This is a genomic window from Mesorhizobium sp. M0340 (assembly GCF_040321535.1).
Lineage (GTDB): Bacteria > Pseudomonadota > Alphaproteobacteria > Rhizobiales > Rhizobiaceae > Mesorhizobium.
The window spans coordinates 131,464-155,300 of sequence record NZ_JAMYRR010000008.1; the positions used below are offsets into that span (position 1 = coordinate 131,464).

At 63.9% G+C, this 23,837-nt stretch carries 19 protein-coding genes; 4 read left to right on the forward strand and 15 right to left on the reverse strand.

From position 1 onward, the window contains the following. The first annotated feature begins 66 nt into the window (after positions 1-66). The gene (locus tag NKI79_RS14390; protein WP_352479727.1) at positions 67-1,845 is read left to right on the forward strand and encodes an NAD(P)-binding domain-containing protein; all 1,779 of its coding nucleotides are present in this window, start codon (positions 67-69) and stop codon (positions 1,843-1,845) included. A 29-nt stretch (positions 1,846-1,874) separates the two neighbouring features. Here NKI79_RS14390 and NKI79_RS14395 read toward each other — a convergent pair whose 3' ends face one another. The 3 genes from NKI79_RS14395 to NKI79_RS14405 form a co-directional block, all read right to left on the reverse strand. Next, positions 1,875-3,104 carry an amidohydrolase/deacetylase family metallohydrolase gene (locus tag NKI79_RS14395; RefSeq protein WP_352802236.1) on the reverse strand — a complete coding sequence of 410 codons (1,230 nt, stop codon included), beginning with the start codon at positions 3,102-3,104 and terminating at the stop codon, positions 1,875-1,877. A gap of 22 nt (positions 3,105-3,126) precedes the next feature. Continuing rightward, positions 3,127-3,492, reverse strand: a complete 366-nt coding sequence (locus tag NKI79_RS14400; RefSeq protein WP_254817935.1) for a RidA family protein — start codon at positions 3,490-3,492, stop codon at positions 3,127-3,129. A gap of 354 nt (positions 3,493-3,846) precedes the next feature. After that, positions 3,847-4,275, reverse strand: a complete 429-nt coding sequence (locus tag NKI79_RS14405; RefSeq protein WP_352701191.1) for an Lrp/AsnC family transcriptional regulator — start codon at positions 4,273-4,275, stop codon at positions 3,847-3,849. Positions 4,276-4,398: 123 nt separating this feature from the next. Here NKI79_RS14405 and NKI79_RS14410 point away from each other — a divergent pair, with 123 nt between their 5' ends. Beyond that, positions 4,399-5,502 (forward strand): saccharopine dehydrogenase family protein, encoded by a 1,104-nt coding sequence (locus NKI79_RS14410; protein WP_352802237.1) that lies wholly within the window; start codon positions 4,399-4,401, stop codon positions 5,500-5,502. Between the two features lie 168 nt (positions 5,503-5,670). On the opposite strand, the gene lpdA is transcribed toward NKI79_RS14410, so the two are convergent. From lpdA to NKI79_RS14430, 4 genes are all read right to left on the reverse strand, one after another. After that, positions 5,671-7,065, reverse strand: a complete 1,395-nt coding sequence (gene lpdA / locus NKI79_RS14415) for a dihydrolipoyl dehydrogenase (protein WP_352802376.1) — start codon at positions 7,063-7,065, stop codon at positions 5,671-5,673. Between the two features lie 105 nt (positions 7,066-7,170). Then, the gene (locus NKI79_RS14420) at positions 7,171-8,544 is read right to left on the reverse strand and encodes a dihydrolipoamide acetyltransferase family protein (protein WP_352802239.1); all 1,374 of its coding nucleotides are present in this window, start codon (positions 8,542-8,544) and stop codon (positions 7,171-7,173) included. Between the two features lie 11 nt (positions 8,545-8,555). Beyond that, positions 8,556-9,569, reverse strand: coding sequence for an alpha-ketoacid dehydrogenase subunit beta (locus tag NKI79_RS14425; protein ID WP_352802240.1), 1,014 nt, complete (start codon positions 9,567-9,569; stop codon positions 8,556-8,558). Between the two features lie 2 nt (positions 9,570-9,571). After that, complete coding sequence (locus NKI79_RS14430) at positions 9,572-10,804, reverse strand: 3-methyl-2-oxobutanoate dehydrogenase (2-methylpropanoyl-transferring) subunit alpha (RefSeq protein WP_254817940.1); 1,233 nt, start codon at positions 10,802-10,804, stop codon at positions 9,572-9,574. A gap of 340 nt (positions 10,805-11,144) precedes the next feature. Between NKI79_RS14430 and holA the strand changes: the two genes are divergently transcribed. Then, positions 11,145-12,191 (forward strand): DNA polymerase III subunit delta, encoded by a 1,047-nt coding sequence (holA, locus tag NKI79_RS14435; RefSeq protein ID WP_352802242.1) that lies wholly within the window; start codon positions 11,145-11,147, stop codon positions 12,189-12,191. Positions 12,192-12,467: 276 nt separating this feature from the next. Here the strand turns inward: holA and NKI79_RS14440 are convergent, their stop codons facing one another. The 5 genes from NKI79_RS14440 to mnmE form a co-directional block, all read right to left on the reverse strand. Next, positions 12,468-13,349 (reverse strand): ParB/RepB/Spo0J family partition protein, encoded by an 882-nt coding sequence (locus NKI79_RS14440; RefSeq protein WP_352802244.1) that lies wholly within the window; start codon positions 13,347-13,349, stop codon positions 12,468-12,470. 40 nt (positions 13,350-13,389) lie between these two features. Further along, positions 13,390-14,190 carry a ParA family protein gene (locus tag NKI79_RS14445; protein WP_254817943.1) on the reverse strand — a complete coding sequence of 267 codons (801 nt, stop codon included), beginning with the start codon at positions 14,188-14,190 and terminating at the stop codon, positions 13,390-13,392. Between the two features lie 47 nt (positions 14,191-14,237). Continuing rightward, on the reverse strand, positions 14,238-14,879 hold the full coding sequence (rsmG, locus tag NKI79_RS14450; RefSeq protein ID WP_352802246.1) for a 16S rRNA (guanine(527)-N(7))-methyltransferase RsmG: 642 nt from the start codon (positions 14,877-14,879) through the stop codon (positions 14,238-14,240). After that, positions 14,876-16,750: a tRNA uridine-5-carboxymethylaminomethyl(34) synthesis enzyme MnmG gene (gene mnmG, locus NKI79_RS14455; RefSeq protein WP_352802248.1), complete on the reverse strand. Its 1,875-nt coding sequence runs from the start codon at positions 16,748-16,750 to the stop codon at positions 14,876-14,878. Before mnmG ends, rsmG begins: the two co-directional genes overlap by 4 nt. Positions 16,751-16,968: 218 nt before the next feature. After that, a complete protein-coding gene (mnmE, locus tag NKI79_RS14460; RefSeq protein WP_352802249.1) occupies positions 16,969-18,297 on the reverse strand; it encodes a tRNA uridine-5-carboxymethylaminomethyl(34) synthesis GTPase MnmE in 1,329 nt (442 codons plus the stop codon). 59 nt (positions 18,298-18,356) lie between these two features. Here mnmE and NKI79_RS14465 point away from each other — a divergent pair, with 59 nt between their 5' ends. Next, positions 18,357-20,372 (forward strand): thioredoxin domain-containing protein, encoded by a 2,016-nt coding sequence (locus NKI79_RS14465; protein WP_352802251.1) that lies wholly within the window; start codon positions 18,357-18,359, stop codon positions 20,370-20,372. A gap of 175 nt (positions 20,373-20,547) precedes the next feature. On the opposite strand, the gene rho is transcribed toward NKI79_RS14465, so the two are convergent. From rho to hemE, 3 genes are all read right to left on the reverse strand, one after another. Then, the gene (gene rho, locus NKI79_RS14470; RefSeq protein WP_023675925.1) at positions 20,548-21,813 is read right to left on the reverse strand and encodes a transcription termination factor Rho; all 1,266 of its coding nucleotides are present in this window, start codon (positions 21,811-21,813) and stop codon (positions 20,548-20,550) included. Positions 21,814-21,979: 166 nt separating this feature from the next. Beyond that, positions 21,980-22,525, reverse strand: coding sequence for a protoporphyrinogen oxidase HemJ (hemJ, locus tag NKI79_RS14475; protein WP_502904642.1), 546 nt, complete (start codon positions 22,523-22,525; stop codon positions 21,980-21,982). Between the two features lie 2 nt (positions 22,526-22,527). After that, positions 22,528-23,556, reverse strand: a complete 1,029-nt coding sequence (gene hemE / locus NKI79_RS14480; RefSeq protein WP_352648582.1) for a uroporphyrinogen decarboxylase — start codon at positions 23,554-23,556, stop codon at positions 22,528-22,530. Positions 23,557-23,837: the final 281 nt, after the last annotated feature.

Genomic DNA, 23,837 nt, shown 5'->3' on the forward strand with positions numbered 1-23,837 from the left:
CCGCTCTTCGGGAGAGAGGATAAGGTTAAAGGGCAGCGCCGAAGTCGCAGGAGATAGGGAAGACAGATGCTCGACATATCACCGTCGAAACAGGCGGCCACCTGGCTCGGTTCTTTTGCGCGAGCGCTCGAGGCGGGCGACGTCGCGGCCGCAATCAACCTGTTCGTCGAGGACTGTTACTGGCGCGACCTGCTGACCTTCACCTGGAACATCAAGACCATGGAAGGCCGCGCGGCTATCCGCGACATGCTGGAAGCCACGCTGGCAATGACAAGGCCTGCTCGGTGGCAGCTCAGCAGCGAAGCGACTTCGGACGAAGGCGTTATCGAAGCCTGGTTCTCTTTCGAGACGTCATCAGCGTGGGGCCAAGGCATCATACGCCTCAGGGACGGCAAATGCCGGACACTGTTTACGGCGATGAGCGATCTCAAGGGGTTTGAGGAGCGCAAGGGCCCGGCGCGGCCTCTGGGCGTCCGCCACAAGGCCGATCCGGAGCGCGAGACCTGGCTGGAGGCGAGGGCGCGCGAGACGCGTGAACTCGGCGCCGGCCAGCAGCCTTATTGCCTGGTCATCGGTGGCGGCCAGGGCGGCATCATGCTGGGCGCACGGCTCCGGCAACTCGGCGTGCCGGCCATTATCATCGAGAAGAATGCGCAGGCCGGCGATTCCTGGCGCAATCGCTATCGCTCGCTCGTGCTGCACGACCCGGTCTGGTACGACCATCTGCCCTACATCCCGTTTCCCGAGAACTGGCCGGTGTTCACGGCCAAGGACAAGATGGGCGACTGGCTGGAAATGTACACGCGCGTCATGGAGCTCAACTACTGGACCTCCACAAGATGCATCAGCGCGTCCTACGACGACACCGAAAAGGTCTGGACGGTCGAGGTCGACCGCGCCGGCCAGCGCATCACGTTAAAGCCGAGGCACATCGTCTTTGCGACCGGTGCTTATGGCCCGCCTAGGCAGATCGACCTGCCGGGCGCCGAGGCCTTCCAGGGCGAGATCCTGCACTCCAGCCAATATTCCAGCGGCGAGAAATTCCGCGGCAAAAAGGTCGCCGTCATCGGCGCCGCAAGTTCCGGCCATGACGTCAGCGTCGATCTATGGGAGAGCGGCGCCGAGGTGACGATGGTCCAGCGCTCGCCGACGACGGTGGTCAAGTCGGACACGCTGATGGAGATCGGTTTCGAGATCTTTTCGGAAAAGGCGCTGGCTCGCGGCATCACCACTGAGAAGGCCGACATGATCGTCGCCTCGACGCCGTTCGCGCTGCTGCCGCAAGGCCAGCGGGCGCTTTACGACATCATCAAGGCGCGCGACGCGGCCTTCTACGACCGCTTGCGCGGCGCCGGCTTCGCCATCGATTTTGGCGACGACGAGACCGGACTTTTGATGAAGGCCTACCGCACCGGCTCGGGCTTCTACATCGACGTCGGCGCCTGCGATCTGATCATCGACGGCGAGATCGGCATCCGCAGCGGCGTCGGGATCAAGTCGCTGACGCCGACAGGCATCCTCTTCGACGACGGCACCGAACTGGCGGCAGACGCAATCATCGCCTGCACCGGCTATCTCTCGATGAACGAAACGGTGGCGGCGATCGTCTCCCGTGAAGTCGCCGACAAGGTCGGGCCGTGCTGGGGGATTGGCTCGGGCGTGAAAGGCGACCCGGGTCCATGGCAAGGCGAATTGCGCAACATGTGGAAGCCGACCGCGCAGGAAGCGCTGTGGTTCCACGGCGGCAATCTGGCGCTGTCGCGCTTTTATTCGAAGTTCGTGGCGCTGCAGATCAAGGCGAGGATGGAAGGCATTGCGACGCCGGTTTATGGGACGCCGCGGTGAAGCTGTGATCTCCCCCCTTGAGGGGGAGATCACCCACGCCCGAAATGCCGGGCGGCAACCTCGACATGCGTGTCGTGCGCATGCGCTTCGAAGCGCTCGGTTTCGCCGAGATCGTCCAGCGCCTCGTTCGGCCACCACGTGCCGCCGACCACGATGCCGTCCGAGACCAGCCTTTGCTCGGCGACCAGCGAGGCGCCGACCGAATCGACAAAGGTGAAGCGGCCCGGACGCAGCCGCAGCACCGCGATGTCGCCGACCGCACCAACCGCAAGCCTGCCCAAATCGGGCCTGGCGATCGCTTCGGCCGGCCGCTGTGTCGCGGCGCGCAGCACCTCGACCAGCGGCATGCCGAGAACCAGCAGCTTCGACATGCACACCAGGATGTCGAAGGCCGGCCCGTCGACGCAATAGAGATGCACGTCGCTGCTGATCACGTCCGGCGCCAGTCCCTCGCTCAGCATCGCCTTGGCCACCTCGAAATCGAACGAGCCCATGCCGTGGCCGATATCGAAGATGACGCCGCGCTCGCGCGCCAGCCGCATGTCCGGCCGCACCGCGCCCGAAGCGAAGACCGGTGCGTTGGGAAACGGCCGGAAGCAGTGGGTGAGGATATCGCCTGTGCGCAGCCGCGGCAGCACTTCCGAGCGACCCGGCGGCGGCTCGTCTATATGCGCCATCAGCGGCAGGCCGGCCTTGTCGGCGGCTTCCAGCCCGAGATCGACCGGCGCGATGCCGCTGCTGCCGCCGGCGTGGCGTCCCGAGCGGACCTTGACGCCGACGATCACGTCTGCGTGCTCACGCGCCGCCGCCACCGTTTCGCGCGGCTCGCAGAGCCTGAGGTCGCTGCATTCGCCGACCGCGACGGTCTGCGAAAAGCCGAAAATGCCGGCAAAGGAAATGTTGACGTAAGCCAGGATACGGACCTTCGAGCGCTCGATGACGTGGCGGCGAAAGCCGAGGAAATTGCCGGCGCCGGCGCTTCCGGCATCGACGAAGGTGGTGGTGCCGCTCTTTGCGGCGAGCCGGTCGGCATCGACGCCGAGCGACGTGCCGCCCCAATAGACATGGCTGTGCAGGTCGATCAGGCCGGGCGCGACGATCGAGCCCGTGGCGTCGATGACGCGGGCTGCACGTTCGAAGGGGATTTCGGCGTCGATGGCGGCGATACGGCCGTCGGCAATCGCCAGATCGCGTTGTGCGTCGAGGCCCGACGCCGGATCGATGAGGCGGCCGCCTTTTATCAGGAGATCGAATTGCATTGCGCCTGTCTCCGCTTTTCCGTCAGGCCGGCCTGTAGGCGACGGCTTCGACCTCGATCTTGATGTCGATCATAAGCCGTGACTCCACCGTCGTGCGTGCCGGCGGATCTTTCGGGAAATGCCGGGCATAGACGGTATTGAAGATGCCGAAATCGCGCGCGTCCTCGAGCCAGACCGTCGTCTTGACCACGTCGTCGAGCGTGCAGCCGGCCAGCGCCAGTGCCGCCTTGACGTTCGACAGCACCTGTTCGGTCTGCTCGGCGATGCCGCCCTTGACCACCAGCCCGTCGCTGCCGACCGGCACCTGGCCTGAGACATAGACGAAATCGCCGGCCCTGACCGCCGGCGACAACGGCACATGGGATTTTCCGAAACACTGCTTGGGCAAGGAGGCCTCCTGTCTAGGTCCTTTGGGTGAACGCGCGATGCTGCGAGAGATTGGGGGCGGCTGCACGCCATCGATCCACATTTTGAAAGCCTATATCGCTTTGCTGCGGTAACGCCAGAACGATCACCGCCCTTGGCGATCGTTCGCGCCCCCCTCTGTCCTGCCCCCTTCCCACTACTTGGCATCTCCCCCTCTGGTGGGGAGATCGGCAACTTCGCCGATACCATCCATTCAGCCACCTTGGAGGTTGGCGAAAGCCGCGGTGACATCCAATCTCCCCTGGAGTGGGAGATGCCCGGCAGGGCAGAGGCGAGCGCTGTCCCGCCAGCGTCTGGACCCGCGACACCAGACGGCTCAGCGGTCGATCCGCGTCGACAGGATGATCGACGACGACGTCCGCTCGACCCCGTCCATGGCGCCGATCTGGTCGAGGAGCGTGTCGAGATCCCTGATCGACGGCGCTTCGACGACAACGATCATGTCGAAATTGCCGCTGACCGAGTGCAGCGTTCGAACCTGTGCCAGCGCCTGCAGGCTGCGCACCACCTTGTCGGCGAGCTTGGGGGTGACGGTAAGCAGGACATGCGCCCTGACCAGCCCCTGTTCGTAGTCGGGCGAAAGCCTGACACCGTAGCCGGTGATGATGCCGCGCTGTTCCAGCCGCTCGATCCGGCTCTGCACCGTGGTCCGCGACACGCCCAGCCGTCGCGCCAGTTCGGCGGTCGAGGCGCGTGCATTGATGCGCAGCAGGGAAAGCAGGGCCTGGTCGGCATCGCTGAGCATTTCGACGAACCTTGCCGGCACATTGCACAAAGAGAGACTGCGTTTCGTACAGTCTCACGCTTCCTTTCGACAGGCAAGCTGCGATTCTAGCCATCAATCCAATGTTGGTGCGAGGGACCTGTCATGAAGGAAATCATCGTCGTCGGCGCCGGCAAGATCGGCTCGACCATTGCCGAGATGCTGGCTTCCACGGGCAACTACCATGTCACGCTCGTCGACCGCTCGGCGGCGCAGCTCGGCGCGGCCGAACTGCCTGAAACGGTCGAGACGCTGGAACTCGACATCGAAGCCGCCGGCACCCTCGAAGCGGCCTTGGCCGGCAAATTCGCGGTGCTCAGCGCCGCGCCCTTCCATCTGACCACGCGCATCGCGGAGGCGGCGGCCAGTGCCGGCGTGCACTATCTCGATCTGACCGAGGATGTCGTCAGCACCAGGCGGGTCAAGGAACTGGCGCGCTCCGGCAGCAGCGCCTTCATTCCGCAATGCGGCCTGGCGCCGGGCTTCATCTCGATCGTTGCCAACGACCTCGCCAGCCGCTTCGACACGCTGGAGAGCGTGCGCATGCGGGTTGGCGCGCTGCCGCAGTACCCGTCGAACGCGCTGAACTACAATCTGACCTGGAGCACCGACGGCGTCATCAACGAATATTGCGAGCCTTGCGAGGCGATCGTCGAAGGCGAGCTGATCGAGGTGCCGCCGCTCGAGGAGCGCGAGGAGTTCTCGCTCGACGGCGTCACCTATGAGGCGTTCAACACCTCGGGCGGGCTGGGCACGCTGGCCGAAACGCTGAAGGGCAGTGTGCGCACGCTGAATTACCGCACCATCCGCTATCCCGGCCATGCCGCGATCATGAAGGCGCTGCTCAACGACCTCGGCCTGCGCCACCGCCGCGACGTGCTGAAGGACATTTTCGAAAGCGCCCTGCCGGCAACGCTGCAGGACGTGGTTATCGTCTTCGTCACCGTCAGCGGCCGCAAGAACGGCCGTCTGCTGCAGGAGACCTATGCCAACAAGATCTACGCCAGGCGCGACGGCGAAAAGGTGCGCAGCGCCATCCAGATCACCACCGCATCGGCGATCTGCGCCGTGCTCGACATGCTCGCCGACGGCACCTTGCCGGCAAGAGGTTTCATCAAGCAGGAAGACATCGCGCTCGACGCTTTTCTGGCCAACCGCTTCGGCCGCGCCTATGCGCAGCACGAGATGGTTAGCCGGCTTGCGGGATGAGCTGCGTAATCTCCCCCCTCGAGGGGGAGACGTCGCCGAAGGCGACAGAGGGGGTCGCCTCGCGAAGAGCGCCAACCTCCATCTGTCGCAAGGGAGGTCGCATCCAGTCGAACCGACCCCCTCTGGCCTGCCGGCCATCTCCCCCTCAAGGGGGGAGAGCGCGAGCCCTCAAACATGCACCGCCCGCCCAAGCGCCTTCAGCGCCGCTTCCTGAAAACCCTCGCCCTGTGTTGGATGGGCATGGATTGTTCCGGCGATATCCTCCAGCGTCGCACCCATCTCCAGCGCTAGGCCAAAGGCCGTAGATAATTCCGACACGCCCTGGCCGACGGCCTGGATGCCCAGCACCAGATGGTTGTCGGCGCGGGCAACGACCCGCACGAATCCGTCCTCGCCCAACTTCGTCATTGCCCGGCCATTGGCAGTGAAGGGAAACTGTCCGACCTTGATCTCGCCACGCGCCTTGGCCTCTTCCGGCGACAGGCCCGCGGTGACCAGCTCCGGGTCGGTGAAGCAGACAGCCGGGATCGCTCGTCTGTCCCAGCTGCGCTTGTGGCCGGCGACGATCTCGGCGACCATTTCGCCTTGCGCCATCGCCCGGTGCGCCAGCATCGGCTCGCCGGTGACGTCGCCAATGGCAAAGATACCGCGCATCGAGCTGCGGCACTGGTCGTCGATGCGGATGAAGGAGCCGGCCATGTCGAGGTCGATCTGCTCCAACCCCCAGCCTTCGGTCACCGGCTTGCGACCGACCGTGACCAGGACCTTGTCGGCAGCGATCTTGCCGTTCTTGCCGCCATTCGTCTCGACCAGCAGCGCGTCGCGCTTGGTGGACAGCCCCTTGGCCTTGGCGTTCACGAGCACCTCGATGCCCAACTCGGCCAGCCGCTTAACCACCGGCCGGGTCAGTTCCGCATCGTATTGTGCCAGCACGCGCGGCAACGCCTCGACCACGGTCACCTTGGCGCCCAGCTTGGCAAAGGCGATGCCGAGTTCCAGCCCGATATAGCCGCCGCCGACCACCGCCAGCCTCGCCGGAACTTCGCTCAGCGCCAGCGCCTCGGTCGACGAAATGACCGGTCCGCCGAATGGCAACGATGGCAGTTCGACCGGCGCCGAGCCGGTCGCGATCACCACCGTTTCGGCGCGGATCACCTGCATGCCGATCTCGGTCTCGACGGCAACGGTCTTTCCGTCGCGAAATGTCGCCCAGCCATGCACCGTCTTCACGCCAGCTTTCTTCAGCAGGCCGGCAACACCGTTGTTCAGCCGGCTAACGATCCCGTCTTTCCAGGCCGTGGTGGCGGCGAGATCAAGCGATGGTGCGGCGATCGCAATGCCGAGCGGGTTCTTGCCGCCGGCCATGTGCGAGAGCTTCTGGAACTCCTCGGCCGCGTGGATCAGCGCCTTGGACGGGATGCAGCCGACATTGAGACAGGTGCCGCCCGGTCTGCCGAACTCGACTATAACCGTATCGATGCCGAGCTGCCCGGCACGGATAGCGCAGACATAGCCGCCCGGACCAGCGCCGATGACCAGCAGCTTGCAGGAGATTTCCTTCATCATGTCACGCTAGTTCCTCTCGACGGTACAGGACTTTGAGGCCGGAGGGACAGAAGCATCGCTACTCCTCTCATTCTGCGCCGCTGCAATCCTCCGCCCACGGGTCTAATCCACAAAAATCAACGCCGGCGTCTCTAGCAGCGTCTTGATGCGCTGGATGAACACCGCAGCGTCCCAGCCGTCGACGACGCGGTGGTCGAAGCTGGAGGACAGGTTCATCATCTTGCGCGGGATGAACTGGCTGCCGTCCCATACCGGCCGCACCATCATCTTGTTGACGCCGACGATCGCCACTTCCGGATGATTGATCACCGGCGTCGTCGCCACGCCACCCATGGCGCCGAGCGAAGTGATGGTGATGGTCGAGCCCGAAAGCTCGTCGCGTGTCGCCGTGCCCGACCTGGCCGCCTCGGCGAGCCTGTTGACCTCGGCGGCGCAGTCCCAGATGTCGCGCGCCTCGGCGTGCTTGACCACCGGCACCATCAGCCCCGCAGGCGTCTGCGCCGCGATGCCGATATGGACGCCGCCATGCTGGTGGACGATGCCGGCTTCGTCGTCGAACAGCGCATTGAGGTTCGGCTGGTCGGCAATGGCCTTGACCATCGCCCGCATCAGGAACGGCAGCAGCGTCAGCTTCGGCCTGTCCGCGCCCGGCCGCTTCTCCTTGTTGAGCGCGGCGCGCAAATCCTCGAGCGCGGTGACGTCGATCTCCTCGACATAGGTGATGTGCGGGATGCGCGACTTGGCCAGCGTCATCTTCTCGGCGATCTTTCGCCTGAGCCCGACTATCTTGATGTCCTCGACCGTCTCGTTGCGGGCGAGGCCAGGGGCCTTCGCCAGCTGTGGCCCCCGCGCCAGGAAGGCGTCGATGTCCTCATGCCGGATGCGACCGGCCGGTCCGGTTCCCGGAACCTGCCGAAGGTCGATGCCGGCCTCTTTCGCCCTGAGGCGGACGGCCGGCGAGGCCAGTGGCTTTTCTCCCTCGGGACGCGGCGCACCGGCGACCTTGGACCTGGCGCCGTCATCCTCGGGCTTGTCCCGAGGATCTACCGACCTCTCGGAACTGATCGCGTCATATCCGTGTGGGACGGCAGATCCTCGGGACAAGCCCGAGGATGACGGCGCCAAATTGGGTAATGACGGCTCCAAGCCCGAGGACGGGCGAGCCCGCGCATCGTCAGGGGTACCCTCCGCCGTAACGTCTGCAAGCGTCCCGCCAACCCTGACGTTCCCCTCACCGGCCACTTTCAACCTGACGATTGGCGAGCCGATCGCCACCGTGTCGCCGATCTCGGCGCCAAGCCAGAGGATCTCGCCATCGACGGGCGAAGGAATTTCGACCGTCGCCTTGTCGGTCATGACCGCGGCAAGTACGGCGTCCTCGCGCACGAGATCGCCGACCTTGACCTGCCATTCGACCAGCTCGGCCTCGGCGACGCCTTCGCCGACATCGGGCAGCTTGATGACATATTCGCCCATCGTCTTCCCCCTCAGGCTTCCATCGTTTCGACGAGCGCGCGGCCTAGCCGGGCGGGACCGGGAAAATAGTCCCACTCCTGCGCATGCGGATAGGGCGTGTCCCAGCCGGTGACCCGCGCCACCGGCGCTTCCAGATGGTAGAAGCAGTTCTCCTGAACCAGCGCAGAAAGTTCGGCGCCGAAGCCGGATGTCAGCGTCGCCTCATGCACGATCACGCAGCGCCCGGTCTTGTTGACCGAGGCGACGATCGTCTCGAGATCCAGCGGCAGCAGTGTCCTCAGATCGATAACCTCGGCATCGATGCCGGTCTCCTCGGCTGCCGCTTGGGCGACATAGACCATCGTGCCATAGGCAAGCACGGTAACTGCCGCACCAGGCCGCCGGATCACCGCCTTGCCGAGCGGCACCGTGTAATGGCCATCGGCGACTTCGCCGAGCTGATGTTTCGACCATGGCGTTACCGGCCGCTCATGATGACCGTCGAACGGGCCGTTATACAGCCGCTTCGGCTCCAGGAAGATCACCGGGTCGGGATCCTCGATCGCTGCGATCAGCAGGCCCTTGGCGTCGTGCGGATTGGACGGAACCACGACTTTCAGGCCGGAGACATGGGTGAACAGCGCCTCCGGGCTCTGGCTGTGGGTCTGACCGCCGAAGATGCCGCCGCCGGTCGGCATTCTCACGACGATCGGGCAGGTGAAATCGCCGTTCGAGCGGTAGCGCAGCCGCGCCGCTTCCGAGACGATCTGGTCATAGGCCGGATAAACATAGTCGGCAAACTGCACCTCGACGCAAGGCTTCAGCCCGTAGGCCGCCATGCCGATGGCCGCGCCGACAATCCCGGATTCGCTGATCGGCGCATCGAAGCAGCGGCTCTTGCCGTATTTCGCCTGCAGGCCTTGCGTGCAGCGGAAGACGCCGCCGAAGAAGCCGACATCCTCGCCGAACACGATGACGCGTTCGTCGCGCGCCATCGACACGTCCATGGCGTCGCGGATCGCCTCGATCATGGTCCGCCGGGGCATGGTCAGACCCCGGCCTGTTGGCGCTGGCGCCTGAGATGCGGCGGCATCTCGGCATAGACGCCCTCGAACATATCGCGCGCCGAAGGCTTGCCGCCGGCATGCAGCGTGCCGTGGCGCTCGGCCTCCCGCTGCGCTGAAATCACCGTGTCGAGGATTTCCGCCTCGGCCTGGGCGTGGCGTTCGTCAGACCAGACGCCGCGCTGGATGAGATGGTTCTTCAGCCTGACGATCGGGTCGCCGAGCGGCCAGGCGTCGGACTCGGCCTTCGGCCTGTAGGCCGACGGGTCGTCGGAGCTCGAATGCGCGCCGACGCGGTAGGTGACGTATTCGACCAGCGTCGGCCCGAGATTGCTGCGCGCCCGTTCCGCCGCCCATTTGGCCACCGCATGGACGGCGAGATAGTCGTTGCCGTCGACGCGCAGTGACGGGATGCCGAAGCCGAGGCCGCGTGCAGCAAAAGTGCCGGAGCCGCCGCGGGCAATGCCCTGGAAGGTCGAAATCGCCCACTGGTTGTTGACGACGTTAAGCACGACCGGGGCCTTGTAGGTCGAGGCGAATACCAGCGCCGAATGGAAGTCGGACTCGGCGGTCGAGCCGTCGCCGATCCACGCGGCGGCGATCTTTGAATCGTTGCTGATTGCCGAGGCCATCGCCCAGCCGACTGCCTGGATGTACTGCGTCGCCAGATTGCCGGAGATCGAGAAGAAACCGTGCTCCTTCGACGAATACATGATCGGCAATTGCCGCCCTTTCAGCGGATCGGCCTCGTTCGAATAGATCTGGTTCATCATCGTGACCATCGGGTAGCCGTCGGCGATGAGCAGGCCGGCCTGCCGATAGGTCGGAAAATTCATGTCGCCCCGCGACAGCGCCTTGCGAAAGGCGCAGCTCACTGCCTCTTCGCCGAGATGCTGCATGTAGAAAGAGGTCTTGCCCTGGCGCTGCGCCATCTGCATGCGCGCATCGAAGCTGCGCAGCGTCATCATATGGCGCAGCCCCTCCAGCAACTCGTCGTCCGAAAGCAGCCCTGCCCACGGCCCGACCGCCTCGCCAGCGCGGTTGAGCACGCGGATGATCGAGAAGGCCAGATCGCGGATGTCGCGCGGGTCGACGTCGATCTTCGGGCGCGGCACCGAGCCAGCTTTTGGAATGCTCACATTGGAGAAATCCGGCGTCCCGCCCGGCCGCACTTCCGGTTCCGGAACATGGAAGCGCAACATTCCGGCATCGGCCATGATCTCGGTCCTCCACTGTTGCCCAGCCAGGATATTTGCACACCGCCGGACCAGTGCCAATTCGCCGGGCGCGGCTTCGGGCCAACGACCGCGCCGGCCAGCACTCGTCAAGATGAAGATATGTCCGCGAAATTTCTTGTCGATCTTCCGCCGCCATGCGCAATTTGGCGAATGGTCCGGCCTGATCTGGCGCATGAGAAGGGATTCCTGCTGGCAAGATCCCTCTGTCGAGTTCCTTCCCGCCGTATAGGACAGAGGGGGCGCTGTCCCATAGGCGTCTCGATACAATCCCGCCAATCCCTCCGTTCACCCCGCGCGCGCGTCATGCTAATCAGTGCCCATGGCACAGAAGAAAGCATACGAAGTCGATGCATGGCTCGCGAAGCCGGATCCGCGCGTCTCGATCGTGCTGCTTTACGGTCCCGATCGCGGGCTGGTTGCCGAGCGGGCAAAGGCCTTTGCCGGCAAGACCGGCCTGCCGCTTGACGATCCGTTTTCAGTGGTCAGGCTGGACGGATCGGAAGTCGACCGCGACGAGGGCCGCCTGCTCGACGAGGCCCGCACCGTGCCGATGTTTTCGGAGCGGCGCCTGCTATGGGTGCGCAATGCCGGCGCCCAGAAGGCGCTTGCCGACGACGTCAAGGCGCTGACGTCGGAGCCCGCGCGGGACGCCATCATCCTTATCGAGGCCGGCGACCTGAAGAAGGGCGTCGGCCTGCGCGCCGTGGTGGAGGCGGCGGATAATGCCATGGCATTGCCTTGCTATGCCGATGAAGCCAGGGATATCGATACGGTCATCGACGACGAACTGCGCAAGGCCGGCATGTCGATGACGCTGGAGGCCCGGCAGGCGCTGCGCCGCAATCTCGGCGGCGACCGGCTGGCCTCGCGCGGCGAGATCGAAAAGCTTGTACTTTATGCGCATGGCCAGGCCGAAATCGGCCTTGACGACGTCAAGGCGACGTCTGGCGACGTCTCAGGCCTCTCCTTCGATGCGGCGGTCGACGCCCTGCTCGAAGGCAGGATCGCCGACTTCGACACCGCCTTTACCCGCCATTGCCAGTCCGGCGGCCAGCCCTTCCTGGTGCTTTCATCGGCGATGCGGCAGCTGCAGACGATCCAGGCCATGCGCGGCCAGATGGACGCCGGCGGCCGCAATGCCGCTTCGGTCGTTGCCGCGGCGCGCCCACCGGTTTTTTTCTCCCGGCGCAAGCTGGTGGAGAAAGCCCTCGAACGCTGGAGCAGCGAAGCGCTCGGCCGCGCACTCAACCGCCTGCAGACGGCGGTCCTGCAGACACGCCGACGGCCGGATCTGTCGGTCGCGCTGGCACGCCAGGCCCTGCTCGGCATTGCCGTGGAGAGCGCAAGGCTGGCGCAGCGAGCCTGATCTCCCTCCTCGAGGGGGAGATGTCGCCGAAGGCGACAGAGGGGGTCGGCGAGCGTAAAGCGCCAGCGCCTTCCGCGGCGACAGACGACGTGGGCGCTTGATGTGAGACGACCCCCTCTGGCCTGCCGGCCATCTCCCCCTCAAGGGGGGAGATTGACGGCTTCAGCGATTTCGCCAACCTCAACGAGAAAAAGGCCGGCGCAATGGCTGGCCTTTATTGACTCAATTAATCTACTTCATTTGCCGCCTAAATATCGCGATCCTTTAGCAGCCTACCTACTCCCGCTTCAGCCTTCGGCAAAGCTCGTCAAGCTGCTCCAGCGTCCGGTAAGCGACGCTGATCACGCCGCCGCGCTGGTTGTGTTCGATCGTGACGATCATGCCGATCGTATTGGTCATCAATTTTTCCAGCGCCAGCGTGTCGGCATCCTTTTGCGGCGGCGCTGCGGGCTGGCGCTTTGCCGCCGGCGCGCCGACCGGCATTTGCGCCAGCGCCTCGGCCTGACGCACCGAAAGCCCTTCATCGATGATCCGCTTGGCGAGCCCGGCCGGGTCGTCGGCCGTCACCAGGGTGCGGGCGTGGCCGGCCGAGAGCGCGCCGTCGACCAGCATGTCGCGGATCACGTCGGGCAGCTTGAGCAGTCTCAACGTGTTGGCGACATGGCTGCGGCTCTTGCCGATCACCTGGCCGAGATCGGCCTGGGTATAGCCGTGGTCGTCGATCAGCTGCTGGTAGCCCAACGCTTCCTCGACCGGGTTGAGGTCGGTGCGCTGGACGTTTTCGATGATCGCCAACTCGAGCGCGGTGCGGTCGTTGACGTCGCGTACGATGATCGGGATTTCGGTCAGCCCGGCGCGTTGCGCCGCGCGCCAACGACGCTCGCCGGCGATGATCTCGTAGCGGCCCGGTTGGGTTTTCGACGGCCGCGCCACCACCGGCTGCACCACGCCATGTTCGCGGATCGACTGGGCGAGGTCGGTCAGGTCGGCGTCGCCAAAATGCCGGCGCGGGTTCTTCGGGTTGGGGCTGAGGAACTCGATCGGCACCTTGCCGTCGGCCGCCAGCCCGGGCTTTTCCGGAGCCGCCGGGCGATCGATTTCGCCGATCAGCGCCGCCAGTCCCCGTCCCAGTCTTTTTCTCGAAGGGTCTTCGTTCATCGTCCGTCCAGATCGTTTCGGTGTCGAATCGGCTTATCGTTCAGGCGGCCCGCAATTTGCGCTCGCGGCGGATCACTTCCGAGGCAAGCTGCAGATAGGCCTGGCTGCCCGAGCATTTGAGGTCGTAGAGAATCGCCGGCTTGCCATAGGACGGCGCCTCGGAAACGCGGACATTGCGCGGAATGACGGTCTCATAGACCTTGTCGCCCATATGCGCCCGGACATCCTGCACCACCTGGTTGGCGAGATTGTTGCGCCCGTCAAACATGGTCAGCACGATGCCCTGGATCGTCAGGTCGGGGTTGATCGAACGGCGCACCTGCTCGACCGTCTCCAAAAGCTGGCTCAGGCCCTCTAGCGCGAAAAACTCGCACTGCAGCGGCACCAGCACCGAATCTGCCGCAGCCATCGAATTCAGTGTCAGCAGGTTGAGCGAGGGCGGGCAATCGATCAGCACATAGCCGAAATTGGCCGAGCGCGCGGCCGAAGCCCGCAGCGCGTTGCGCAGCCGCAGCACCCGATCCGGCGCCGAGGCGATTTCCATCTCGATGCCGAGCAGGTCGAGCGTCGACGGCACGATCGACAGGCCAGGCACCGCCGTCGGGATTGCCGCCGCTTCGAGGTCCAGTTCGCCGGTCAGCACATCATAGGAGGAGACGGTGCGGTCGCGCCGGTCGATGCCGAGCCCGGTGCTGGCGTTGCCCTGCGGGTCGAGGTCGACGATCAGCACCTGTTCGCCTATGGCCGCCAGTGCGGTGGCCAGATTGATGGCCGTCGTCGTCTTGCCGACGCCGCCTTTCTGGTTGGCGACGGTGATGATTCGGGGGCCGTTCTTCATCATGGGTCTATGCCAGAAATTCATGCCAGAAATTCATTTGGGGTCGCCGGTCACAAGCCAGGGTGAGGTCGCAAGTCGGATACTTCGAGAATGACGCCCTGCGCGTCGGTTGCACTGGCATGTTCTACCAGATTGAAGGACCATCGTTGAGCGCTTTCTGCCACTTCGGCGCGGTAATCCCGGCCTTTGTGAAACAGGCCATGCGACCCCTTGGTCAGCCACGGCGCCGCCAGGTCGAGCAAGTCGGGCAGCGAGGCGAGTGCCCTGGCTGTGACGATTTGCGGTGCAGGAACAAGAGGATAGCTATCGTCGATGCGGCGCGCGATGACCTTGGCGGGCAGATTGAACTGTCCGACGACCGTTTGCAGGAACGATGCTTTTTTCCGGTTGCTTTCAACAAGATCTATGCTGGCGCCTTCCCGCTCGGCAAGCAAAAATGCCAGCACTAGGCCGGGAAACCCGCCGCCGGAGCCGAGATCGACCCAGCGCTTCGCCTCTGGTTTGATTCGCGCCAGCCGCGCGCTGTCGAGGATGTGGCGACGCCAGACATCGTCCTGCGTCGATTGCGCGGCCAGATTGATCCGGCGGTTCCACTTCTGGAAGACCGCCTCGAACGCGACCAGGCGATCGAATGTTTCACGTGAAACCGGGCCCGCTGCCGCCTGCAGGTTTGCCCAGGACGCAGCGCTCACGCGACCTGCTTTCGCGCAGCCGCCTCGGCATTGCGTACATGGGCGACGATGATTGCCAGCGCCGCCGGCGTCATGCCCTCCATACGCTGCGCATCGGCAATGGAGCGCGGCTGGCGTGCCAGCATCTTCTGCTTCAACTCATTGGACAGGCCGGGAACAGAGGCAAAGTCGAGCGATTCGGGAATCAGCCTGCTCTCCTCATGCCTGACCTGCGAGACGTCAGCCCGCTGGCGGTCGAGATAGACAGAATATTTGGCTTCCGTTTCAAGACGTTCGGCCGTTTTGCTGTCGATCGCCGCGAAAGCCGGCTCGATCCGCGCCAGCCAGGCGATGTCGACGCCCGGATAGGCCAGCAACTCATAGGCTGAGCGGCGGACGCCGTCCCGGTTGATTTCGAGCCCATGGCGCGCCGCCTCATTGGGAGTCATCGTGGTGCCGAGGGCGAGCTGTCGCGCCTTCTCAAGGTTTTGCACGACATTGTTGAACCGCTGCATCCGCTCTGCCGAGGCGATCCCCAGTCTCATCGCCAGCGGCGTCAGCCGCTCATCGGCGTTGTCGGCTCGCAGCGATAGCCGGAACTCGGCCCGCGAGGTGAACATACGGTAGGGCTCGGCGATGCCGCGGCTGGTCAGATCGTCGACCATCACCCCGATATAGGCTTCGGTGCGGCTGAGCGCGATTTCATCGCTCGCCGAGGCCTTGCGCGCCGCGTTGAGGCCGGCGAGCAGTCCTTGCGCGCCGGCCTCCTCGTAGCCGGTGGTGCCGTTAATCTGGCCGGCGAGGAAAAGACCGCCGATCCGCTTTGTCTCCAGCGTTGGCTTGAGCTCGCGCGGGTCGACATGGTCATATTCGATGGCATAGCCCGGCTGCAGCATGGTTGCCCGCTCCAGCCCTGGAATGGTCTTTAGAATATCCAGTTGCACATCTTCCGGCAGCGAGGTCGAAATGCCGTTCGGGTAGACCGTGTCGTCGTCCAGCCCTTCCGGCTCCAGAAAGATCTGGTGGCCTTCGCGGTCGCCGAACTTGACGATCTTGTCTTCGATCGACGGGCAATAACGCGGCCCGACGCCTTCGATTGACCCCGAATACATGGCCGAGCGGCCGAGATTGGCGCGAATCAGCTCATGCGTGGCGTGGGTCGTTCGGGTGATGCCGCAGTGGATCTGCGGGTTTTCGATGCGCTCGGTGAGCAGCGAGAACGGCACGGGGTCTTCGTCCGCCGCCTGGCTCTCCAGCGACGCCCAATCGATCGTCCTGCCGTCCAGCCGCGGCGGCGTGCCGGTCTTCAGCCGCCCGAGCTTGAAGCCGGCGCGGCTCATCGTCGCCGACAGGCCGACGCTCGCCTGCTCGTTCATGCGGCCGGCGACGATCTTCTTCTCGCCGATATGGATCAGCCCGCGCAAGAAAGTGCCGGTCGTCAGCACCACGGCGCCGCAGGCGAGCCGGCTTCCATCCGCCAGCAGCACCGCCGCGATGCGCCCATTGTCGATTTCAAAATCGAGAACCTCGCCCTCGACCACATCGAGACCGGCCTGCTCGCGAATCGCCGCTTGCATGGCGAGGCGATAGAGCTTTCTGTCGGCTTGCGCTCGCGGACCACGCACCGCCGGCCCTTTGCGGCGGTTGAGCAGACGGAACTGGATGCCGGCCGCATCGGCGACGCGCCCCATCAGCCCGTCCATGGCATCGATCTCGCGAACCAGATGGCCCTTGCCGAGGCCGCCGATCGCCGGGTTGCAGGACATCACGCCGATCGTGTCGAAGCGCAGCGTCACCAGCGCCGTTCTGGCGCCAGCCCGTGCAGCGGCGCTTGCAGCCTCGCACCCAGCATGGCCGCCGCCCACCACAACCACATCGTAGCGATTGGTCATTTGTATATTCCGATTCAAATCTGCCGACACATGTGCCCACAGCCACATGCTGTCAAGAACAGTGCTCGTTTCACGTGAAACAATGTAGCGGTATCGGCGCCTGGTGTTTCACGTGAGTCACGGCGTTGGTGCCTTCGGTGGCGCAGAACATCGGCGGGACGGCGAAGGAGCGCCGTCGCTCGCCTTCCGCTACGGTTGCTTGCAATGTTTCACGTGAGTCATTTGCCGATACAGAACTGCGAAAAGATAACGTCCAGCATATCGTCGACATCGACCGCCCCGACGATTCGTCCAAGCCGATCCGCTGCCAGGCGCAGTTCCTCGGCCCGTAGCTCCTGCCCGCGATGACCACTGGCCACTGCTGCGACCAGGAAGCGTTTCGTCTCGTTGAGCAACTCGACGTGCCGCAGCCGCGACGGCAGGATATCGCCGGCCTTGCCGATCTGCGCTGCGGCACGACGCCCGATCTCGTCCAGCAATTCGGCCAGACCCGTGCCGTCCCGCGTCGAGATGGCGAAATCATAGTGCGCCGTGCGCGAGGGTGACTTGCCCCCCAACAGGTCAATTTTTGTTCCGACCCTCAGCGCCGGAATGTCGCCCGGCAGCATACCAATCGCGACTGGCTCCGCCAGATCCTCCAGCAGCAACAGCAGATCAGCGCTGTGCGCCTTGGTCCTGGCCTTCTCGATGCCGATCGCCTCGATCTTGCCGGGCGCCTCGCGCAGACCGGCGGTGTCGGTTACCCTGACCCGCACCCCTTCCAGGTCCAGTACAACCTCGAGCAGGTCGCGGGTCGTGCCGGGCTCGTCGGTGACGATAGCCGCTTCGCGCCGCGCCAAGGCGTTGAACAGGCTGGACTTGCCGGCATTCGGCGCGCCAAGGATCACGACTTCGAATCCGTCGCGGATGATTTCGGCGGCACGAAAGCCGGCGACATGGCGCTCGATTTCGTCGATCATGGCCTGAACATCGGACCAGACCGTATCGGCGACCGAATCCGGCACGTCGTCCTCGTCGGCGAAATCGATCTCGGCCTCGATCATCGCCCGAGCGTGGATCAGCCGTCGGCGCCAGCCCAGATAGAGTTCGCTCTGCACGCCCTGAGCGTTGTGAACGGCAAAGCGCCGCTGCGCTTCGGTCTCGGCGTTGATGAGATCGGCCAGCGCCTCGGTCTCGACCAGATCGAGCTTGCCGTTGAGAAAGGCGCGGCGGGTGAATTCACCAGGCTCGGCGTGCCTGACGTCGTCGAAGGAGGCGATGGTTTCCAGCATCCTCGCCACGACGGCGCGTCCGCCATGCACATGGAACTCGGCGACGTCCTCGCCGGTGAAACTGTCGGGCCCGGCAAAGAAGACGATCAGGCCGCTGTCCAACACCGATCCGTCCGGCGCCCGGAGCTTGCGATAGGTGGCCACGCGGTTCGGCACGGTCGATCCGGAAATCGTTTCGACAACGAATCGACTCTGCGGCCCGGAAATCCGGATCACCGCTATGCCGGCCGGCAGGCGCCCGCTCGACAGCGCTACGATGGAGTCTTTTAAAATCATTTGCCCGCTCTGCCGAAGCGCCCTAGCTATGCCTGTTCAATCCGCTATCGAGTAGCGCCGTGACATTGCCTGCACAAAACCTGCTTGCCGAAGAGGCCAGCCCCTATCTGCAGCAGCACAGCGGCAATCCGGTGCACTGGCGGCCATGGTCGCCCGCTGCTCTGGCCGAAGCAAAGGCGCTGCAGCGCCCGATCCTGCTCTCGGTCGGCTACGCCGCGTGCCATTGGTGCCACGTCATGGCGCATGAGAGCTTCGAGAACGACGACGTCGCCGCCGTCATGAACCGTCTCTTCGTCAATATCAAGGTCGACCGCGAGGAGCGCCCCGACATCGACCAGATCTATATGGCGGCATTGTCCTCGATGGGCGAGCAAGGCGGCTGGCCGCTGACCATGTTCCTGACCCCGGATGGCAAGCCGTTCTGGGGCGGCACTTACTTTCCGCGCGAGGCCCGCTACGGCCGGCCGGGCTTTGTCCAGGTGCTGGAGGCGGTTGACAAGGCCTGGCGGGAGAAGAAAGAAAGCGTTAACCAAAGTGCCGACGGCCTAACCGCGCATGTCGAGACGCGGCTGGCGGGCAGCCATGCCAAGGCCGTGCTCGACCGCGCCATGCTGGCAAAGTTCGCCACCGGCATTGACGGCATGATCGACCGCGAGCTGGGCGGCCTGCGCGGCGCGCCGAAATTCCCCAACGCGCCGTTCATGCAGAGCCTCTGGCTGTCCTGGCTGCGCGACGGCACCGCATCCCACCGCGACGCCGTTCTCCTCAGCCTCGAAAAGATGCTGGCCGGCGGCATCTACGACCATATAGGCGGCGGACTCAGCCGCTACTCGACCGACGCCGAATGGCTGGTGCCGCATTTCGAAAAAATGCTCTACGACAATGCCCAGCTCGTCCGGCTATGCAACTGGGCCTATGCCGCGACCGGCAAGGAATTGTTCCGGCTGCGAATCGAAGAGACGATTGCCTGGCTGTTGCGCGAAATGCGGGTCGAGGGCGGTGCCTTTGCCGCCAGCCTCGATGCCGATAGCGAGGGCGAGGAGGGGTTGTTCTACACCTGGAGCAGGGATGAAATCGAGAACGCCCTTGGCTACGAATCAGCTTTGTTTTTCAAATACTTCACACTTGCCGATCCGCATGGCTGGGAAGGCAAGCCGATCATCCACCAAACCGAAGCCCAGCAAATACAAAGCGTCGTCGATCGTGACCTCCTGGTTCCGCTCAAGCAAAGGCTGCTGGCAGCGAGGGAACAGCGCGTTCGGCCCGGGCGTGACGGCAAGGCCCTGACCGACTGGAACGGCTTGACGATCGCAGCCCTTGCCGAGGCCGGACGATCGCTTGGCCGATCCGACTGGATCGAAGCGGCGGAAGCGGCCTTTGCCGCCATTGCGGGCGCCGCCCGCGACGCCCGTCTGCCGCATTCCATGCTCGGGGAAAAGAAATTGTTTCCCGCGCTGTCGAGCGACTATGCGGCCATGGCCAATGCAGCCATCTCACTGTTCGAGGCGACCGGCAATCCCGACTATATCGATCGCGCCGGGAACTTCATCGGGCAACTCGATCTTTGGCACCGGGACAGCGACAAGACCGGCTACTATCTGACCGCGTCCGACAGCGCAGATGTGCCCATCCGCATCCGAGGCGATGTCGACGAAGCCATTCCTTCCGCTACCGGCCAGATCATCGAAGCCCTGGTCCGATTGTCGTCGCTGACCGGCGATCTCGATCTCTGGGAAAAAGCCTGGACAGCCGCCGAGCATGCGGCCGGGCGGGCCGAGCACCAGCCCTATGGCCAGGCGGGTATAGTCAATGCCTGTACCTTGGCGTTCGAGCCGTTGAAATTGGTGATCGTGGATAGATCTGAGAATCCAAGGCTTGTTCCGGTTGCGAATCGAAATCCGGACCCGCGCCGGGTGGACATCGTCGTGCCTGTCGGCTCGGCGACAAACCTGCCGATGCTGCCAGGCGGCGTCCTGTCACCAACCGAAAAGCCCGGCGCCTGGCTCTGCACCGGGCAGGTCTGCCTGCCAGTGATAACGGAAGCTGAGGAGCTGGAACGGATGCTGCGGCGGTGATGGACCTGGCGCTCCGTCCCTTCTTCCTTTGGGAGAAGGTGGATTGGTGCGCAGCGCCGAGACGGTTGAGGGGTGTTGGACGGAGTGCCGTCATAGCCAAGCTGGAGCACCCCTCATCCGACCGAGCTTCGCTCGGCCACCTTCTCCCACAAGGGAGAAGGGAAGGCCCGCAACCCTACGTGTTCATCGAATCGAAGAAATCCGCATTGGTCTTGGTCTGCTTGAGCTTGTCGATCAGGAACTCGATGGCGTCGGTTGTTCCCATCGGCGCCAGGATGCGGCGCAGCACGAAGATCTTCTGCAGGTCCTGGCGCGGAACCAGAAGGTCCTCCTTGCGGGTGCCGGACTTGAGGATGTCCATGGCCGGGTAGATGCGCTTGTCCGCCACCTTGCGGTCGAGCACGATTTCCGAATTGCCGGTGCCCTTGAACTCTTCGAAGATGACTTCGTCCATGCGGCTGCCGGTGTCGATCAGCGCGGTGGCGATGATGGTCAGCGAACCGCCTTCCTCGATATTGCGGGCAGCACCGAAGAAGCGCTTCGGCCGTTGCAGCGCGTTGGCGTCGACACCGCCGGTCAGCACCTTGCCGGATGACGGCACGACGGTGTTGTAGGCGCGGCCGAGGCGGGTGATCGAATCCAGCAGGATGACGACGTCGCGGCCGTGCTCGACGAGGCGCTTGGCCTTCTCGATGACCATTTCGGCAACCTGGACGTGGCGAACCGCCGGCTCGTCGAAGGTCGAGGAGACGACCTCGCCCTTCACCGAGCGCTGCATGTCGGTGACTTCCTCCGGCCGCTCGTCGATCAGAAGCACGATCAGGTAGCATTCCGGGTGGTTGGTAGTGATCGAATGGGCGATGTTCTGCAACAGCACCGTCTTGCCGGTGCGCGGCTGCGCCACGATCAGGGCGCGCTGGCCCTTGCCGAGCGGCGCCACCAGGTCGATGACGCGCGCCGAAATATCCTTGGAGGTCGGAACCTCCATCTCCATCTTCAGCCGCGAGGTCGGATAAAGCGGCGTCAGATTGTCGAAATGGATCTTGTGGCGGATTTTTTCAGGGTCGTCGAAATTGATCGTGTTGACCTTGAGCAGCGCAAAATAGCGCTCGCCCTCTTTCGGGCTGCGGATCGGCCCTTCGACCGTATCGCCGGTCTTCAGTGAGAACCGCCGGATCTGCGATGGTGAAATGTAGATATCGTCGGGGCCTGGCAAATAGTTGGCATTGGCGGAGCGCAGGAAGCCAAAACCGTCCTGCAGCACTTCGACGACGCCGTCGCCGATGATCTCGATATCCTGGGTCGCCAGTCTCTTCAGGATCGCGAACATCAGCTCCTGCTTGCGCATGACGCTGGCGTTCTCGACCTCGAGCGATTCCGCATAAGCGATCAGCTCTGGTGGTTTCTTGTTCTTGAACTCTGTGAGCTTCATTTCTTGCATCATTAGACGGACTCTGAGTAAGCTTTGGGAAAAATATCGGCGGGATGCGACAAATGCCGGGCGCGGCCGAAGCGATAAATGGGCGGCGCATGACGGGAAGGAAGACCCGTCTTTTATCGTCGGTCGGTTGAAAGAGCAAGCCGCCTTTTGCGGGCAACCGAGGACGTCAGAACGGTTTTACGATAACCAGGACGACGATGACGATCATCAGCAATGTAGGGATCTCATTGACGATCCGCCAGTGCCTTGCCGATTTTTCATTGCGGTCTTCGGCAAATTTGCGGACGGCGCCGGCGAGATAGCCATGCACGGCCGACAGACCAACCACCGCAGCGATCTTGGCATGCAGCCAGCCGCCCTGAAAACCAAAGCCCTTCCAGGCGAGCCACAGGCCGAATGCCCAGGTAATCACCATTGCCGGATTGATGATGCCGCGCAGCAGGCGGCGCTCCATCACCTTGAAAGTCTCCGACTGGACGGAGCCTTTTTCGGCATCGGCATGATAGACCAGCAAGCGCGGCAGATAGAGCATACCCGCCATCCAGGAGATGACGGCAATCACATGGATCGCCTTCGCCCACGGATAGAAATCATCGGGCCCTAAGAGAAACAGCAACCCGGCCAGCACGAGAAAGATGGCGATCGCGATTGCCGCGCGGCGCATAGCGCCCTTACCGGTGTTAGTGCCGTTCGCATTGTCTGCGCCCATCATCGTCACGAGGCGCTCCGCACCAGTTTCACCATCTGCTCGACATGCGCCAGCGGCGTCTCCGGCGTGATGCCGTGGCCGAGGTTGAAGATCAGTGGTCTGTCGCCCAGCGCCTTCAGGATCGCCGCTACGCCGTCGGCAAGCGCCTTGCCGCCGGCTACAAGCCTCAGCGGATCGAGATTGCCCTGCACGGCGCCGTCGCGCTGCAATTCCTTCGCCGTCGACAAGGGCACAGTCCAGTCGAGGCCCAGCCCGGTCACGCCGGTCTTCTGGCGATAGCTTCGATAGTGATCTCCCGCGCCCTTGGGAAAGCCGATGATCGGAACATTGGGATGGACAGCCTTCACTTGCCGGACGATCTCGGCCACCGGCTCGACGCAGAACAATTCGAAAGACGCTTCGTCGAGCACGCCTGACCACGAATCGAAGATCTGCACCACATCGGCGCCGGCTTCGATCTGGCGGATCAGATAGGCAGCCGAATGATCGGCGAGCACCTTCAGCAGCCGAAGAAAGGCCGCCGGCTCGCGATAGGCGAACAGCCTGGCCGGCGCCTGATCGGGCGTACCGTGGCCGGCAATCATGTAGGTCGCCACTGTCCAGGGCGCACCGCAGAAGCCGATCAGCGTCGTTTCATCGGGCAGTCTGGCGCGCAATCGCCGCACCGTCTCGTAGACCGGCTCGAGATTCACGTGAAACGTTTCGCCGTCGAGAGCCTCGATCTCCACAGCCGTGATCGGCGTCAGCAGCGGGCCGCGTCCTTCCTCGAAGCGCACCTCGCGGCCTAGCGCATGCGGAACGACAAGGATGTCGGAAAACAGGATCGATGCGTCGAAGCCGAAGCGTTCGATTGGCTGCAGCGTCACTTCGACGGCGAGATCCGGGTCGTAACAAAGATCGAGGAAGGATCCGGCCCGCCTCCTCGTCTCCCGGTATTCCGGCAGATAGCGGCCGGCCTGGCGCATCATCCAGACCGGTGGCGGAAACGCCGTCTTGCCTCTCAACACGTCCAGCACGATCCGGTCTTGAGGCATTGAGCGCTAGCCTTTCCAGGCTTCCCTATAATTAAATATTCTATGTTTAGGAATCTTATGATTCTAAGAGTCTGTTGGTTGTGGTGGTTGTCCCCTGTCCCGCTTTGCCCTGGAAAAGACCAGCCAGCATATTGTCGCGCGCTTCTCCAGCGGGATTGCAGGACTTTGTGGAAAACCGCGAATTTACGACTGGAGTCAATGCGTTGCCGCCACGCCAGGGAAATTGCCCCTGTGGATGAAGCGAAGGCAAAAAGCTCCGTCCCCGGACTTGTCCCCAACCG

Excerpts from the sequence above, each read along its gene's own strand:
- NKI79_RS14430 (WP_254817940.1), bottom strand. The coding sequence starts at position 10,804 with ATGGCCGATGCCGGAATGTTGCGCTTCCATGTTCCGGAACCGGAAGTG.
- NKI79_RS14395 (WP_352802236.1), bottom strand. The coding sequence starts at position 3,104 with ATGCAATTCGATCTCCTGATAAAAGGCGGCCGCCTCATCGATCCGGCG.
- mnmG (WP_352802248.1), bottom strand. The coding sequence starts at position 16,750 with ATGACCAATCGCTACGATGTGGTTGTGGTGGGCGGCGGCCATGCTGGG.
- lpdA (WP_352802376.1), bottom strand. The coding sequence starts at position 7,065 with ATGAAGGAAATCTCCTGCAAGCTGCTGGTCATCGGCGCTGGTCCGGGC.
- mnmE (WP_352802249.1), bottom strand. The coding sequence starts at position 18,297 with ATGATTTTAAAAGACTCCATCGTAGCGCTGTCGAGCGGGCGCCTGCCG.
- hemJ (WP_502904642.1), bottom strand. The coding sequence starts at position 22,525 with ATGATGGGCGCAGACAATGCGAACGGCACTAACACCGGTAAGGGCGCT.
- holA (WP_352802242.1), top strand. The coding sequence starts at position 11,145 with ATGGCACAGAAGAAAGCATACGAAGTCGATGCATGGCTCGCGAAGCCG.
- NKI79_RS14405 (WP_352701191.1), bottom strand. The coding sequence starts at position 4,275 with ATGCTCAGCGATGCCGACCAGGCCCTGCTTTCCCTGCTGCGCATCAAT.
- NKI79_RS14425 (WP_352802240.1), bottom strand. The coding sequence starts at position 9,569 with ATGCCCCGGCGGACCATGATCGAGGCGATCCGCGACGCCATGGACGTG.
- hemE (WP_352648582.1), bottom strand. The coding sequence starts at position 23,556 with ATGCCTCAAGACCGGATCGTGCTGGACGTGTTGAGAGGCAAGACGGCG.
- NKI79_RS14440 (WP_352802244.1), bottom strand. The coding sequence starts at position 13,349 with ATGAACGAAGACCCTTCGAGAAAAAGACTGGGACGGGGACTGGCGGCG.
- NKI79_RS14390 (WP_352479727.1), top strand. The coding sequence starts at position 67 with ATGCTCGACATATCACCGTCGAAACAGGCGGCCACCTGGCTCGGTTCT.
- NKI79_RS14420 (WP_352802239.1), bottom strand. The coding sequence starts at position 8,544 with ATGGGCGAATATGTCATCAAGCTGCCCGATGTCGGCGAAGGCGTCGCC.
- NKI79_RS14410 (WP_352802237.1), top strand. The coding sequence starts at position 4,399 with ATGAAGGAAATCATCGTCGTCGGCGCCGGCAAGATCGGCTCGACCATT.
- NKI79_RS14445 (WP_254817943.1), bottom strand. The coding sequence starts at position 14,190 with ATGATGAAGAACGGCCCCCGAATCATCACCGTCGCCAACCAGAAAGGC.
- rho (WP_023675925.1), bottom strand. The coding sequence starts at position 21,813 with ATGCAAGAAATGAAGCTCACAGAGTTCAAGAACAAGAAACCACCAGAG.